The organism is Paraburkholderia sp. BL6665CI2N2, assembly GCF_004366535.1.
Taxonomy (GTDB): Bacteria; Pseudomonadota; Gammaproteobacteria; order Burkholderiales; family Burkholderiaceae; genus Paraburkholderia.
On the sequence record NZ_SORC01000001.1, the window covers coordinates 4,511,479 to 4,524,866 of the forward strand.

Sequence of the window (13,388 nt, forward strand, 5' to 3'; positions counted from 1 at the left end):
AACCGTCCAAACGCCTCGTTCATGCGCCACACGAACGCCGGGCGCTGCGAATTACACCACGCCCGCAGGCAACCCCACCCCGCGCGCCATCCCGGTCGCTGCGAACACCATCAACACCATCAAAATCGTCTGAATCACGCTATAGCGTGCGTAAGAGCGCGCGTTGTGCAGATCCGGCGCGGCGCCTTTCCTGATTGCGGCGCGCCATCGCATCAGCGCGAGCATCGACGGGACTTCGAGGATGAGAATGATCAAGAGCAGCGTCATCTTGAGATGAAAGAGCGGCTCATGGAGATAGTAGTCGGCGCCCTTTTCGAAACCGCCGAAAGCGCGCATCACTCCGGTGACGATCAGCACCAATGCCGAGATGCCCCACCCTGTATCCGCCCGGAACACGGAGCGCAGCGCGGCGGGTACGGTGGCACGGCGCAACGCCCAGGTGCGCCGCAGAATCGACGCGAGCGCAAAGCCATAAGCAAGCAGATGGATGGCGGCAAGCAACCAGCGAACCAGCATGGCGACTCCTGCAAAGGACGCGACACGATCGTTGTATGTCTCACTCGCCCGCGCTGAAGCGCCGGGCGCCATGACTTCATTATCGACTACGGCTCAATCTACAACGCCTGCTTCGGCCACGGGGTGTGGCCGACTGCACAAATCGGCAGATTCAGACCTGCTGCAAGGATGTGTCAAGCGCGCGGGCGGCGACCCGATCGCCTTCGGTCGTCAGCGCGGTGCGGAACACGGTTTGACGGTTGTGGCCCGCAGCGGCCGGCGAATCCCACAGTAACTCGATCTTCGGACGGCGGCCGAAGGCGCCGCGGGTCAACGACGGCGCAGCCGCCGCACCAAGCGACGCGCCGGATCCATTCGACTCGCCGACGGCGCCGAACGCCACGGCGGGAGTGGGCGTTGGCGTCGGCGTGGCTCGTGCGTCGTGCCCCGCTGCCCAGCGCACGGTCAATTCGCGAGCGTCGTATTGCCCCACCTTGCGGCGCTCCGCCCAGACGATCACCGTCCGCGTGGCCGGATCGAGCGCGACCGCATAGCGGCCGATCGCGAAACGGCGCGCGGCGATATTGGTGCGCCACAGCGCGCGCGGCCGGCAGATCCACAGCACCGCCGCGTACAGCGCCGGCGCGGCCAGCAACCAGCCGTTGGAGGCCGCCACCGCATTGGCGGCACGCCGCCAGCCGGCGCTCGCGGCAAACGCGCCGACCGACCAGACCGCAAACAGGAACCCGAGGAAAGCAAACAGACGCAGCGCCTGCCGCAGCCATTGCGGCAGCGGATGAAACGGGCGCTCGGCCACGGCGCGCGCGCCCGGCAGGAAGATCAGCAGAAACAGGAAGACAAGGTTGATGCACGCCCACGGCGAGGACAGCATGGCCAGCAGCGACGCGCCCGCATCCAGATCCGCCATGGAAAATAGCCAGCGAGCGAGGATCACGAGACCGATGGCGCGCAGCGCGAAAATCGTTCCGGCGCCGGGCGCCGCGTTCGCACGCGTCTCTTTCGTTCTCGCCAAGGCATCCTCCTGTCGTCGGCGGCACCGCAGCCAAATTTGCGGCAGGGCCATTATAGGGATATTACGGACAGCGGCTCATTCTTACGGGCCGAAACCCGCACTTTCGTCGGTTGAAAGAAAAAAACGCGGCGCGCTTGCAACAACGCCCCGTGAGCGGATGGCGCACGGGGCGTTGCTGGCGGTCATCGAAACGCGTGGGCGCTTCTCGAACCGAGACGACTTTACCTGACGCGCATTAGCTGGCGTTGACTTCGCGCAGCACCGTGCGGTGCTTCTGACGCAGCAGTTCTTCGTAAGTCGCGACGTAGTTCTTCGCCATGACCTTCGACGAGAAGCGCGACTCGAACGCCTTGCGCACACCGGCGCGCGACAGCGTGTGCAGACGCTTGACTGCGGCGACCGCGCTGATTTCGTCTTCCACGACGAAGCCCGACACGCCGTTTTCGATCACTTCCGGCACCGAACCGCGGTTGAACGCGATCGCCGGCGTACCGCACGCCATCGCCTCGATCATGACCAGACCGAAGGGCTCCGGCCAGTCGATCGGGAACACCAGTGCATGCGCGTTGCCGAGGAACTCACGCTTTTCGGCTTCGCCGATTTCGCCGATGTACTCGACGTGCGGGAGCGCCATCAGCGGCTTGATCACTTCTTCGTAATAGGCGCGGTCGGCCTTATCGATCTTGGCGGCGACCTTGAGCTTCATGCCTGCCTGGCCGGCGATGCGGATCGCGCGGTCAAGGCCCTTCTCCGGCGAGACGCGGCCGAGGAAAGCGAGGTAGCCCGGCTCGACGTCGGGGATCGGCGTGAGCACATTTTCCGGCAGACCGTGATAGACGGTTTGCAGCCAGTTTGCCTGTTGCAGCGGAATGCGCTGGTTGTCCGAAATCGACACCACCGGCACGTCGTTGAACGTATTGAAAATGGGTTGCAGTTCCGGCAGATCGAGACGGCCGTGCAGCGTGGTCAGGAACGGCACCGGCTGACGGGCGAACAGCGAGAACGGGTAGTAGTCGATGTGGAAATGCAGCACGTCGAATTCGTCCGCGCGGCGGCGCACTTCTTCGAGCAGAAGCATGTGCGGCGCCATGACGTCGCGGATGGTCGGGTCGAGGCGCAGCGCCTGCGGCCAGAAAGCTTCGAGTTTCGCCGAGGTTACCGAATCGCCGCTCGCAAAGAGCGTGACGTCGTGGCCCTGCTCGACCAAAGCTTCAGTCAGATAAGACACCACGCGTTCCGTACCGCCATACAGCTTGGGAGGAACCGCCTCGTGCAACGGAGCGATTTGAGCGATTCGCATATGAAAAACTCCTCGTAAAAAATCAGGCAAAGGTGCTGCGTTTGATAAAAGCGACTCGCTTGCTCGCCAGGGCAGTCTGGCCGGACTTGCCGGCGCGGGCCTGATTCTTTCGAGAAATCCTGCGATGGATCGCTTGGGTAGTGAGCCCAGACCCGTGATCAATGTCTGCGCATGTGCCGGTAAACGCACACATGACACCTACGTTGACAAACTGTCAGAAAATTCGGTGGGCCTACAGAGCACGCATTATCGATGCCGGGGTTCACGCTGCACCACAACATTTCAAAGTCTTTACGTTGTTACAAACGCGAAACACTTTGCAAACCCTTGTTTTCTAAGACAGTTCTACAGTGGCAACTGGCTTGCGGCACGGGACCGCCGAAGGGGTCCGGCAAGCGCCTGCGTCAACTTTGCCGGCAAGCGTTGAAGAAATGCCGCACTGCGGTTGAATGCAATTTGTAATTATATCCCGAAATTTTCCGCAACCCGCGCGGCCCCCGGCCTTTCAGGCGGGTCGAACAGCCGCAGGTGGCGGACGTCTATCGCGAAATCAATCGCGCCACGGCCCGGATACACAGGGCGCAATCGCTTTTGCATGTTTACAATGCGAAGCATCGGCTTCGCGGCGAACCTTTCCATGTGGCCCACGCTTTGCATGCACAACCCGAAACATACGAACCTCACGCTCAATTGGAACATTTAACCATCGCCCAGCGTAATGCCGAGAACGCAAAGCTCGCGAGCTATGCGCACCGGCCGCTCGCGTTCCTTTTCCGCTTCATCCGTCGCCATCCGCTCGCGCATGCGATCGTCCTGTGCAGCGTGTTTGCGGCCGTGGGCTGCGCGCTCGCTTCGCAGTACGCGATCAAACATCTGATCGACGTGCTGGGCGAGGGCCGGCACCATCCGGGCCCGCTGTGGGGCGCGTTTGCCATCCTGGTCGGCCTGATCGCCGCCGACAACCTGCTGTGGCGGGTCGGCGGCTGGGTCGCCGCGCATACGTTCGTCGCCGTGACCGGCGACCTGCGGCGCGACCTGTTCCAGTATCTGAGCGGACACTCGCCCACCTACTACTCCGAGAAGCAGCCGGGCATGCTCGCAAGCCGGATCACGGCGACCTCGAACGCGGTCTACACGGCCGAGAACACCACCGCGTGGAACGTGCTGCCGCCGTGTATCGCGGTGCTGGGCGCGATCGTCATGATCATCGCGGTGAATCCGCTGATGGCCTGCGGCCTGATGCTGTGTTCGGCCATTCTGTCGGTGGTGCTGTACAAGCTCGCCGGGCGCGGTTCCGCGCGCCATCACCATTTCGCGACCAAGGCGGCGTCGGTGGACGGCGAATTGGTCGACGTGATCAGCAACATGGGCCTCGTGCGTGCTTTCGGCATGACGTTTCGCGAGCAGCAGCGCTTCGGCGCAACGGTCAAGGCCGAGATGGACGCGCGCCAGCAGAGCCTGCTGTATCTGGAAAAGCTGCGCCTGCTGCATGCGGTGATCACCGCGCTGCTGTCGGCGGGCTTGCTGGGCTGGGCGCTGTGGCTATGGGATCAAGGCAAAGCGACCTCGGGCGACATCGTGCTTGTCAGCTCGCTCGGCTTTACGATCCTGCACGGCACGCGCGACCTCGCCGTGGCGCTCGTCGACGTTACGCAGCACGTGGCGCGTCTGGCGGAAGCCGTACGCACGCTGCTCGAACCGCACGGCATGCCGGACCGCGACGGTGCAACCGAACTCGTGCCGCAAGGCGGGCGCATCGATTTCGAAAGCGTGACGTTCGCCTATCCGCGCCGCCGCCCGATTCTCGATCACTTCGATCTGCATATCGAACCCGGCCAGCGCGTCGGCCTGATCGGCAAGTCGGGCGCGGGCAAATCCACCGTGCTGGCGCTGCTGCAGCGTTTCTACGAGACGCAAGGCGGCGCGATCAAGATCGACGGCCAGGACATCGCCACCATCACGCAGGACAGCTTGCGCCATGCGATCGCGCTGGTGCCCCAGGATATCTCGCTGTTCCACCGCACGGTGTACGAGAACATCGCTTACGGACGTCCGGAGGCGAGCCGCGAAGAAGTGCTCGCAGCCGCGCGCGAGGCGCGTTGCGCCGATTTCATCGAGGCGATGCCGGAAGGTTACGACACGATCGTCGGCGACCGCGGTGTGAAGCTGTCGGGCGGCCAGCGTCAGCGGATCGCCATTGCACGCGCGATCCTGAAGAACGCGCCGATTCTGCTCCTCGACGAAGCCACCTCGGCGCTCGACAGCGCGTCGGAGGAAGCGATCCAGAAGGCGCTCGACCGGCTGATGGTCGGCCGCACCGTGGTCGCGATCGCACACCGGCTGTCGACGCTGAACAACTTCGACCGGATCATCGTGATGAGCGCCGGCAAGGTCATCGACGACGGCAGTCCGGAAGAACTGCGCCAGCGTCCCGGCCTGTATCGCGATCTGCTGACCAAGCAGTATGGCAAGGGCCACACGCTGCACATCGGCGGCAAGAAGGTCGACGAACAGCACGTGGTGTAAGCCTGCGAGCGCGGCATGCTTCGAGCCGCGCGCCGTCGTCGCCATCCATAAGAAAAGCCGCTCGATAGCGGCTTTTCTTTTACGCACATTGCCACAACGGCAGTTCCGACCACAGCCTACCCAGCCTGCGTCTCCCGCGTCGCCTTTTTCCCCGACACCGCGCGCGCCCTCCCGTTTTGGGTGCTCTTTGCACCAGCGACGCCCTGCAAATCGCGCATGAAGTTATCGCGCCACACCGACACATTGTTCTCGCGCAACTGCACCATCATGTCGCGATGACGCGCCTGACGCTCCGCGAGCGGCATGTCGAGCGCCCGTGCGAGCGCCTCGGCCATGCCGTCGATATCGACCGGATTGACGATCAGCGCGCCGTCCAGTTCCTGCGCGGCGCCGGCAAAGCGCGACAGCACGAGCACGCCGGGATTTTCCGGATCCTGCGCCGACACATACTCCTTGGCGACGAGGTTCATGCCGTCGCGCAATGGCGTCACATAACCGACGTGCGCGGTGCGGAACAGCGCGGCCAGCACCGAGCGCTCGTACTGCTTGTGGATGTAGAGAATCGGCGTCCAGTCCAGTTCGGCGAAACGCCCGTTGATCCGCCCCGACTCCCCTTCCAGCTGCAAGCGGATGTCCTGATAGGCGTGCATGTCGGCGCGCGTCGGCGGCGCGATCTGCAGGAACGACACCTTGTTGCGTTGCGCGGTGGCGTGTTCGAGCAGACGCTCAAACGCACGAAACCGCTCGACCAGTCCCTTCGAATAATCGAGCCGGTCCACACTCATGATCAGCTTGCGCGAATGCAGCGTCGCCTTCATGGTGCGCACCGGTTTGCCGCGCTCGCCCGCTTTCGCAAGTTCGGCGATCTCGTCCGGATAGACGCCGATCGGATACGCCGCAGCGCGCAGCGTGCGGCCGAACGCGTCGATCGTCAGCGGGCCTTTCGCCGATGCGTCGACCGAGCCGTTCGCCTCATTGATGATGTAGTCGCAAAACGCGCGCAGATCCGGCGCTGTCTGAAAGCCGAGCAGATCGAATGAACATAGCGCTTCCACCAGTTCGCGATGCGGCGGCACTGCCAGCAGCACCTGCGAAGCCGGAAAAGGAATATGCAGGAAAAAGCCGATGCGATTCTTCACGCCCGCGGCGCGCAGCGCCTGCGCGAACGGAATCAGATGGTAGTCGTGGACCCAGATCACGTCGTCGTCGCGCAGCAGCGGCACGAGTTGTTGCGCCAGCCACGCATTGACGCGGCAGTAGCCCTCGAAATCGTGCCGGTCGTATTGCAGCAGATCGGCGCGATAGTGGAACGCGGGCCACAGCGTAGCGTTCGAGAAGCCGCGATAGTACTGATCGTAGTCGCGGCGCATCAGCGCGATGGTCGCGAAAGTCACCGGGCCGCGCTCCTCGACCTTGATCTGCGGCTGGCCCGAGCTGAGCACGTCGCCGCTCCAGCCGAACCACATGCCGCCGGTTTCCTTCAGCGCGTCGTACACGCCGACCGCCAGACCGCCCGCCGCCGGGCCGCCCTCCGAGATCGGCGCAACCCGGTTCGATACGATGATCAGTCGGCTCATGAAGCGCGATTCCCGATGCACTGCCTGGTTTGCCTGGGGCGATGCGACGCGGCCATCATGCGGTGCGCGCCGCCGCGACGATCGATGCCAGCCAGTCGAGCAGATGCGACACCGAGTCGATACGCGTATGCGCCAGCGTCTCGCCCGGACCGACCTTGATCGACACGCCGCCGCGTTCGTTGACGACCGCGAAGCCTTTCTCGTCGGTCAGATCGTCGCCGGCAAAGACCGGCTTGCGGCCGACGAATGGCGGCTCGTCGAGGAAGGCACGCAATGCGCGGCCCTTGTCGACATCTTTAGGTTTGATTTCGTAGACCATCTTGCCGGGCTGCAGCACGTAGGAGCCGGCGTAATCGGCCACCAGCCGCTCGGTCGCCTCCCGCGCCACCGGCTCGCGATCCGGCGCATTGCGGTAATGCAGCGCCACGGCCGCACCCTTGATTTCGAGGAGCATGCCGGCGTTCTCGTTGACCACCTGCGCGAGCACCTGCTCCATGCGCAGCAGCCGCTCGTCATTGAAGCCAATGCGCTGCGTGTCGCCGTTCGCGTCGCGCCGCTCGGCGCCGTGCAGGCCGGCGATCGGCAAATCGGGCATGTGGAGGAAACTGTCGATGCTCTCAATCCCGCGGCCCGATACAACCGCGACCGCGCCGTTCGTCAAGCTGCGCAGTTCGGTTAGCAAATCGATCACGCGAGGCTGCACCAGCACGCCGTCCGGCGTGGGAGCGAGTTCGACGAGCGTGCCGTCGAAATCGAAGAAAAATGCTGTCTCACTCGGAGACAGAACAGCCGGAAGTGCTTGCATCGGTTAGTTTTGCCTTTCAGCCTTCTGCGGCCGGAAAAGTGTGCGCATCTTACCGCGCATCCATCAATTTTTCGAGAAAGTAAGGCTGGACACCAGCCCAGCGGGGGGTCGCAGCCACGGCCGACGGCGATTGCGTTCAAAATGGGAACAATCAGGCTTCACCCGGCTTTCAGCCGCCTGCGTCAAATTGCCTCGCAAACCGTGCGCCCGTGGGCGCTGCGCGACGTCATCGGGAAAATTGCGCTAAAGTCGCAGCCACGCGAAACATTGCGGTTACGACCATATTTGCACACTATGACCGCGCAAGCGCGGCACGCGCATCGAGCGGCGCCGCAATTCAATCGAGTAACTAAACCCTGCTTTGTTCCCGATCTTCTCATCCCGGCACTCGCAACCGCTCTTCGCAATGTCACGCAGGCTGTGGTCCGCGCGCCTGCCCGCGCTGACGCTGACGCTGGGCGCGCTGACCGCGCTCGCCGGCTGCACGCATCGCACGGAAACCTGGCAGTTGACCAATGTGACCGGCCATCTGCCGGATCTCGACTTTACGCTGACCGGCGACGACGGCCGCCCCGTCACCGGCGATTCGTTCAAGGGCCGCACCTCGCTCGTCTATTTCGGCTACACGCATTGCCCGGACGTCTGCCCTGAAACGATGGGCCGGTTGATGCAGGTGCTCGGCAAGCTCGGCCCCGACGCGCAGAAGGTGCGCATCCTGTTCATCACCGTCGATCCCGCGCGCGACACGGCGCAGGCCTTGCACGATTATGTCGGCGCCTTCGACGCACAACACGCCGAAGGGCTGACCGGCACCGACTGGCAGATCGAGTCGCTCGCCAAGCGTTACCGCGTCGCTTATCAGATGGAAAAGCGCGACCCTTCCGGCAACTATGAAGTCACCCATAGTTCCGCCGTCTATGTGTTCGACAGCCAGGGCCACGCGCGCCTGCTGGCCACCGACCACGACACGCCCGATGCAATCGCGCAAGACCTGCGCCGCATCATCGATGACCGTTCCTGACCTTTCCCGAGTTCAACCATGTCGATCAAGATCAAAACGTTCGCTGCACTGAGTTGCGCCCTCGCCCTTTCGTTTGGTGTCGCATCGACCGCGCAAGCCGCGGGCGCCAATGCGGTCAGCGTCAAGGACGCGTGGGTTCGCTGGCTGCCCAACAACCTGCCCGCCGCCGGCTATGCGACGCTCGTCAACGCGAGCGACAAACCGGTCGACCTCGTCGATATCTCCAGCAACGACTACGGCGGCGCGATGCTGCATCAGACCGTGTCGAACGGTTCGTCGCAGAAGATGGTGATGGTCGACAAGCTGACTGTACCCGCGCACGGCCAGGTCTCGATCGCGCCCGGCGGCTATCACGTGATGCTCGAAGACGCGAAGCACAAGGTCGCGCCGGGCGACACCGTGCATCTCAAGCTCAAATTCTCCGACGGCGAAACGCTCGATACGCCGTTCGCCGTCAAGTCGCCGGCGCAAACCAAGTAACCAGGTAACGTGCCGCGATGAATCTGCTCTACTGGCTCGATCCCTGGGAGTTTTCGCCGACCGTCGTGATCGCGCTGCTGGTGCCCGCGATCCTGTTCGTGCGTGGCGCGCGTAAAGCGAAGGTGTCGGTCGCGCGGCGTATCTCCTTCTGGTTCGGACTGGTAGCCTTGTATGTCGCGTTGCATACGCGGCTCGATTATTTCTTCGAGCATGAGTTCTTCATGCATCGCGCGCAGCACTTGGTGCTGCATCACCTCGGGCCGTTTTTCATCGCGCTCTCGTATCCGGGCACCGCGTTACGTGCGGGTATTCCATTCAGCTGGCGGCAACGCTTCGTGCGGCCCGCGCTCGAAACTCCGGTGGTCCGCAAGTTCCTCGACGTGGTGATGCATCCCGTGGTCGCGGTGACGCTGTTCGTCGGGCTGATCTACTTCTGGCTGATGTCACCGATTCATTTCGTGGCAATGCTCGACTGGCGGCTTTATCGCGTGATGAACTGGAGCATGGTGATCGACGGCCTGCTGTTCTGGTGGCTGGTGCTCGATCCGCGTCCCGCGCCGCCCGCGCGACTGTCGCCGGGCAAGCGCGTGCTGGTGGTAATCGCCGCGATTCCGCCGCAGATCATTCTCGGCGCGTTCATCTTCTTCACGCCGCATGAGCTGTATCCGATCTACTCGATCTGCGGCCGCGCATTCACGTGGTTGAGCCCGATGCGCGATCAGCAGATCGGCGGGCTGTTGCTGTGGATTCCGGGTTCGATGATGAGCGTGATCGGCGCGCTGCTCGCGTTGCGTCACTGGATGCGGCTGTCGGCGCGCGGACGTTTGCGTGGCGAACGGCGCGCGAAGGCGAAGCAGGCGCCTACCGCTTCAGCGCCGGCGCGCGGTCAACGCTGAGTCACGTCGCGGCAAGTCGCCATGCGCCGCGCGCAGCTCGATTTAACCGCTTCAGGCCGACCGCATCCACACATGCGGGATGCCGTCTTCCTCGTGAATCTCCGAAACCGGCGTGAAGCCAAACGCACCATAGAAACCTTGCAGATGCGCCTGCGCATGCAATCGAGTCGGCGTGCCAGGCCACTGCGCGCGAATATGCGTCAGCGACCGCTCGAGCATCGCATTGCCCAGACCGATGCCGCGGAATCCGGCGGTCGTGAGCACGCGGCCGATGCGGATATCGCTGTCGTCCGCATCGGGCAGCAGCACGCGCAGGTAACCCGCGAGCGCCGGCCGTTCTTTATCGGAGCCGTAGACCAACAGGTGCCACGCATCCATGTCGAGCCCATCGATATCGCCGTACAGGCAATTCTGTTCGACGACGAACACCGCGGCGCGTGCGCCCAGCATCGTATAGACCTCGACGCCCGAGAGTTCATCGAAGAATTTCCAGCGCCAATCGAGGAGCGCGAGCCGCATGGCGGCGGTTTGCTGCGGTTCAGTCATGACAACGTTCTAAGAGAAGAGTCGCACCGCACTTGAAGCGGCGATGCGTGATTATGCCGCGCGTGGCGGTTTCGCCGCTCGTCCGCGAGCGTGTCGGGCACCATTAGGATTCGTCGCCCAGAATCGCGTGCGCGCAGAACGATACGTCGCGCGAGGTCTCGCTCGCCTTCAGGCCGACGCATGACTTGAACCATTGACGTTCCGCGTCGACCAGACTCACGAGCGCGATGGGCACACTGAAGAGCCGCCTGGCGAGCCGGGTCAGACGATCAAAGCGCTCTTCCGGCGACGTATCGAGAATATGCAGCGCACGCAGGGTGTCGAGACGGGCGCTTTCGTTACTGGGCGTCGGTGGGACATGCATGTTGTATTCCCTGGGTCGGCCGGCGTGGCTGAAGTGGCTGGCAAGCAGTGTATAGCGACGTTCTTTACGCCGGGGCAAAACCGGGGCGCGAGAGTTCCCGCCGATTTCGTGTGCGCGCCGGATCCCCGTTCGCGCCGATGCTGGTTGCATCGCCCTGACACGCTCGTGCGGCTATGGCTCTGTTACGGGCTGGCGAAGACCGGTTCGACAGGCTGCGCGAGACAGTCGATCAGATTGCCGGGACCGCACAGATGCAGCGCGCCGACCACCACCAGCGTGCGCTCCGGTCGCGTGAGCAACCCGGTCAGGCGAGCTGCCCATGCGCGATTGCGCGCGTCGAGAATCGCATGCCGGATGCCCGGCAGATTGAACATCGGCGACTCGATAGCGATCCGATGCACAGCGAGCAGGTCGCCATTCAGCCAGGCCGCGTGCATGCGCTCGAGCGTGCGCTGTGGTTCGGCGAGATCGGCCATGAGCAGGCCGAGCGCCGCGCCGACGGCATCGAGCGGAATCGATTCGAGCGCCGCCGCAACCTCCTCCGCGGTCTCGAGATACCGATAAGGTTTGGCCTGCGTGATCGCCGAACGCAGCATGCGCGGCTCGACACCTTCGACGACCTGCTGGAACAGCGTCGGCGCGACGATCAGCGCAGCCCACGGACGCAGATCCGCGAGCGGCGCCAGTGGTCCTTCGGCGGGCCATGCCGCGTGAAGTTGCCGCCATGCGTCGGCGGATAGCAAGGGCTGCAGTTGCTCCGCGCTGCCCTGCCCGTCGGCCTTTAGAAACGGCAGGATCGTCGGCGGATCGGACTCGAAGACGAGCGCCTCGGCCCAGTCATAGGCCTCGGCGATCCACGGCGGCGTTCTGCGGCTTGTCGCCGGAAACAGATGCATCGAGCCGAGCAGGCGAACTTGAGTGCCGGTGAGTTGTAGGTACATGCAGCCTCGGTGTGGACAGGCAATGACGCGGGAGTCGAAAACGCGCCGGCCGATCGATTACGTGCAGGACGAATTGTGCGCCGCATCCGCCACGATAACGGCAACGCATAGAATCAGCCCGTATAAAAACAAAGCCGCAAGCAATGCGGGCTCTACTGGACGAAAAAATCTGCCGATGCTTATTTGCATGGGAGGCGGCTATTCAGCGCTTTTTTTAAACGACTCCAGCTCATTCGTATAACGCTCATTTCGTACGCCATTGCTGGCGTAATACTCATCTACCGACTTTACCCATTGGCCATGGCCGTATCGCCTTGCTGGACCCGCACGGCCTGCATGACCGTCTGCGCCGGTTCGAGTTGCGCGACCCGGTCGCCTTCCGCTTCGACCTTGATCGCGTGGAACTTGCCCGCCGGCACTTCGACGGTTTCCATATCCATCATCCGATAGTGCCTGCTCCACTTTTCCGAAGCATGCATCTTGTTCGGATGCCATTCGGTGTAGTCGATGTTCCAGCAGTTGTCGCGAGTGTGCCCGGCCGCGTGCTTTCGCTATACAAAGGATTGCCATCAAGAATCGATGACAAGCAATGCTTATGAACGCGAGAATGCTATTGCACACGCTACATTAATGGTAATTGCCGAATGCGCTCAATGCATCGTTCTGTGTATTCAACGATGGGCCAAACAGGTTTGAGAGACTATGAAACGAAGGTGAAAGTGCGGGCAAGGCAAATGGTAAATAAGCATTTGATGCCGGTGGTCGAACCTGCCGCGCAGCACCGATCGTTCGCCCCCACTCGAAGCGCTGATGATCGCAAGTGGGCAACGTGCTCTCGCTACTCTGTGGCCTTGCATCGAAACCTGCAACCGCGCGAGCGCCCGCAGCCGCTTCGCCAGCGAAACCGACGCCGAAAAAAGAAAAGCCCCGACTGGCGGGGCTTTTCGGCACATCAACTACTGGAGGCGCGAGCCGGAGTCGAACCGGCCTAAACGGCTTTGCAGGCCGCTGCATAACCGCTTTGCTATCGCGCCGCAAGCGGACTGGAACCTAGCAACAGATTCGCAGATTTTGTCTGGCGGGCAACCGGAAGAACCGGGCCACCAAACAAAAAGGGAAGCGTTGCTTCCCCTTATGTATGGAGCGGGAGACGAGGCTCGAACTCGCGACCTCAACCTTGGCAAGGTTGCGCTCTACCAACTGAGCTACTCCCGCATTGAACTGCTTCACAACGCGCTGCACTTCCACTTGCCAAACAATGCGCTGCTTTAAAAATCTGGAGCGGGAGACGAGGCTCGAACTCGCGACCTCAACCTTGGCAAGGTTGCGCTCTACCAACTGAGCTACTCCCGCATTGTGCTGCTTTTGCCGTGCTATCTGCTGCCTTGTTACTGCAAATGCTCG

At 62.8% G+C, this 13,388-nt stretch carries 12 protein-coding genes, 3 tRNA genes and 1 pseudogene; 4 read left to right on the top strand and 12 right to left on the bottom strand.

Features of this window, described 5'->3' with window-relative positions:
- Nucleotides 1-51: 51 nt before the first annotated feature.
- The 3 genes from B0G81_RS20030 to B0G81_RS20040 all read right to left on the bottom strand — a co-directional run bounded on the left by B0G81_RS20030 (nt 52) and on the right by B0G81_RS20040 (nt 2,828).
- Nucleotides 52-516: a DUF2214 family protein gene (locus B0G81_RS20030; RefSeq protein WP_134138104.1), complete on the bottom strand. Its 465-nt coding sequence runs from the start codon at nt 514-516 to the stop codon at nt 52-54.
- Nucleotides 517-667: 151 nt separating this feature from the next.
- Complete coding sequence (locus B0G81_RS20035) at nt 668-1,528, bottom strand: hypothetical protein (RefSeq protein ID WP_134138105.1); 861 nt, start codon at nt 1,526-1,528, stop codon at nt 668-670.
- A 235-nt stretch (nt 1,529-1,763) separates the two neighbouring features.
- Entirely contained in the window at nt 1,764-2,828 is a 1,065-nt protein-coding gene (locus B0G81_RS20040; protein WP_134138106.1) for a glycosyltransferase family 4 protein, read from the bottom strand.
- Nucleotides 2,829-3,518: 690 nt separating this feature from the next.
- Here B0G81_RS20040 and B0G81_RS20050 point away from each other — a divergent pair.
- Nucleotides 3,519-5,354 carry an ABC transporter ATP-binding protein gene (locus B0G81_RS20050; RefSeq protein ID WP_106283741.1) on the top strand — a complete coding sequence of 612 codons (1,836 nt, stop codon included), beginning with the start codon at nt 3,519-3,521 and terminating at the stop codon, nt 5,352-5,354.
- Between the two features lie 116 nt (nt 5,355-5,470).
- Here the strand turns inward: B0G81_RS20050 and otsA are convergent, their stop codons facing one another.
- Nucleotides 5,471-6,931, bottom strand: a complete 1,461-nt coding sequence (otsA, locus tag B0G81_RS20055; RefSeq protein ID WP_134138108.1) for an alpha,alpha-trehalose-phosphate synthase (UDP-forming) — start codon at nt 6,929-6,931, stop codon at nt 5,471-5,473.
- A 55-nt stretch (nt 6,932-6,986) separates the two neighbouring features.
- A complete protein-coding gene (otsB, locus tag B0G81_RS20060; protein WP_134138109.1) occupies nt 6,987-7,736 on the bottom strand; it encodes a trehalose-phosphatase in 750 nt (249 codons plus the stop codon).
- A 406-nt stretch (nt 7,737-8,142) separates the two neighbouring features.
- Between otsB and B0G81_RS20065 the strand changes: the two genes are divergently transcribed.
- Genes B0G81_RS20065 through B0G81_RS20075 form a run of 3 tightly spaced genes read left to right on the top strand, consistent with a single transcriptional unit; the run spans nt 8,143 to nt 10,133 of the window.
- Nucleotides 8,143-8,757 (top strand): SCO family protein, encoded by a 615-nt coding sequence (locus B0G81_RS20065; protein WP_134138110.1) that lies wholly within the window; start codon nt 8,143-8,145, stop codon nt 8,755-8,757.
- Nucleotides 8,758-8,775: 18 nt separating this feature from the next.
- Nucleotides 8,776-9,237: a copper chaperone PCu(A)C gene (locus tag B0G81_RS20070; RefSeq protein ID WP_134138111.1), complete on the top strand. Its 462-nt coding sequence runs from the start codon at nt 8,776-8,778 to the stop codon at nt 9,235-9,237.
- Between the two features lie 17 nt (nt 9,238-9,254).
- Nucleotides 9,255-10,133, top strand: coding sequence for a cytochrome c oxidase assembly protein (locus tag B0G81_RS20075; RefSeq protein ID WP_134138112.1), 879 nt, complete (start codon nt 9,255-9,257; stop codon nt 10,131-10,133).
- Nucleotides 10,134-10,184: 51 nt separating this feature from the next.
- Here the strand turns inward: B0G81_RS20075 and B0G81_RS20080 are convergent, their stop codons facing one another.
- From B0G81_RS20080 to B0G81_RS20110, 7 genes and pseudogenes are all read right to left on the bottom strand, one after another.
- Nucleotides 10,185-10,679 (bottom strand): GNAT family N-acetyltransferase, encoded by a 495-nt coding sequence (locus B0G81_RS20080; protein WP_134138113.1) that lies wholly within the window; start codon nt 10,677-10,679, stop codon nt 10,185-10,187.
- Nucleotides 10,680-10,753: 74 nt separating this feature from the next.
- Nucleotides 10,754-11,043 (bottom strand): annotated as a pseudogene (locus B0G81_RS20085) (GGDEF domain-containing protein); the annotation flags it as partial.
- A gap of 182 nt (nt 11,044-11,225) precedes the next feature.
- Complete coding sequence (locus B0G81_RS20090; RefSeq protein ID WP_134138114.1) at nt 11,226-11,984, bottom strand: TraB/GumN family protein; 759 nt, start codon at nt 11,982-11,984, stop codon at nt 11,226-11,228.
- Nucleotides 11,985-12,271: 287 nt separating this feature from the next.
- Nucleotides 12,272-12,418 carry a hypothetical protein gene (locus tag B0G81_RS44750; RefSeq protein ID WP_243856556.1) on the bottom strand — a complete coding sequence of 49 codons (147 nt, stop codon included), beginning with the start codon at nt 12,416-12,418 and terminating at the stop codon, nt 12,272-12,274.
- 526 nt (nt 12,419-12,944) lie between these two features.
- A tRNA-Cys gene (locus B0G81_RS20100) sits at nt 12,945-13,018 on the bottom strand.
- A 105-nt stretch (nt 13,019-13,123) separates the two neighbouring features.
- Nucleotides 13,124-13,199 (bottom strand) — tRNA-Gly (locus B0G81_RS20105).
- A gap of 62 nt (nt 13,200-13,261) precedes the next feature.
- Nucleotides 13,262-13,337 (bottom strand) — tRNA-Gly (locus B0G81_RS20110).
- Between the last annotated feature and the right edge of the window lie 51 nt (nt 13,338-13,388).